Here is a 1,502-nt window from a genome sequence, read left to right as displayed (position 1 = left end):
TTGTCTTGTTATGTATTTTATTTATACAAACATTATAACAAAGTGCGATTTAGCTCACAATTTCATCCTGTCAGACCAAACTATTATGTATTTCTTCTAAAAAAAGCCCTCAATAAGAGGGCTTTATGTTGGATTTTTATTGTTTAGATTAACCCTTTATCCTTCAGCAACTGATACATGGTCGAACCAAGCTCAGCAGGACTACGGGTATAAGCCATGCCAGCACGTTCAAAGGCTGCAAATTTTTCTTCCGCGGTGCCTTTGCCACCTGAAATAATCGCACCTGCATGCCCCATACGTTTTCCTTTCGGTGCTGTCACACCCGCAATATAACCCACTACAGGCTTAGTTACATTAGACTGGATATATTCAGCAGCTTCTTCTTCAGCTGTACCACCAATCTCACCGATCATAATAATAGCTTCTGTTTCAGGGTCTTCTTCAAACAGTTTCAAGCAGTCAATCTGGTTCATACCTGGAATTGGATCACCACCAATACCGATACAAGTCGATTGACCTAGACCTAGTTTAGTCGTTTGCGATACAGCCTCATAAGTCAGAGTACCTGAACGAGAGATAATCCCGATCTTGCCTTTCTTATGGATATGGCCTGGCATAATTCCGATCTTGCATTCTTCAGGCGTAATAATACCCGGACAGTTTGGGCCAATCAGACGCGTGCCATTACCATTGGTTTCCAGATAGCGCTTGGCTTTTAGCATGTCCAGTGTTGGTACACCTTCAGTAATCACTACAATCAGCTCAATACCTGAGTCAACCGCTTCCACAATAGAGTCTAATACAAATGGTGCAGGTACATAAATTACAGAAGCATCGGCCTGAGTTTCTTTTACCGCTTCACGCATGGTATTAAATACTGGCAGATCCAGATGTGATTGACCACCTTTACCCGGTGTTACCCCACCGACCACTTTAGTACCGTAAGCAATTGCCTGCTCAGAATGAAAAGTTCCGTTTTTACCAGTAAAGCCCTGAACTAAAACGTTGGTGTCTTTATTAATTAATACGCTCATTGTGATACTCCTTAAGCTTTTACTGCAGCAACAATTTTTTCTGCAGCATCGGCCAGGCCATTTGCAGAAATTAATTTCAAACCAGATTCATCCAGTAATTTGGCACCAAGCTCAGCATTGTTCCCTTCAAGGCGAACCACAACCGGCACAGTGACATTTACTTCTTGAACTGCTGCAATAATTGCTTCAGCGATCATGTCGCAACGTACAATTCCACCAAAAATATTAATCAACACACCTTGCACAGAAGTATCTGCCAAAATAATTTTGAACGCCTCAATCACACGCTCTTTGGTTGCACCACCACCGACATCGAGGAAGTTAGCGGGCTGACCACCATAAAGCTTGATAATATCCATGGTAGCCATCGCAAGACCAGCACCATTGACCATACAACCAATATTACCTTCTAGGGCAACATAGTTCAGATCAAATTCAGAGGCTTTCAGCTCACGCTCATTCTCTTGT

The 1,502-nt window shown here is 42.5% G+C and carries 1 protein-coding gene and 1 pseudogene; both read right to left on the bottom strand.

Annotated elements, in window-relative coordinates:
• Positions 1 to 143: 143 nt before the first annotated feature.
• Positions 144 to 1,034 carry a succinate--CoA ligase subunit alpha gene (gene sucD, locus B4033_RS07740; RefSeq protein WP_286832975.1) on the bottom strand — a complete coding sequence of 297 codons (891 nt, stop codon included), beginning with the start codon at positions 1,032 to 1,034 and terminating at the stop codon, positions 144 to 146.
• Positions 1,035 to 1,045: 11 nt separating this feature from the next.
• Positions 1,046 to 1,502 (bottom strand): annotated as a pseudogene (gene sucC, locus B4033_RS07735) (succinate--CoA ligase subunit beta); the annotation flags it as partial.

This window comes from Acinetobacter sp. UBA3132 (assembly GCF_002364825.1).
GTDB classification, from domain to species: domain Bacteria; phylum Pseudomonadota; class Gammaproteobacteria; order Pseudomonadales; family Moraxellaceae; genus Acinetobacter; species Acinetobacter schindleri.
This window is presented reverse-complemented; position numbering and strand designations above follow the sequence as displayed.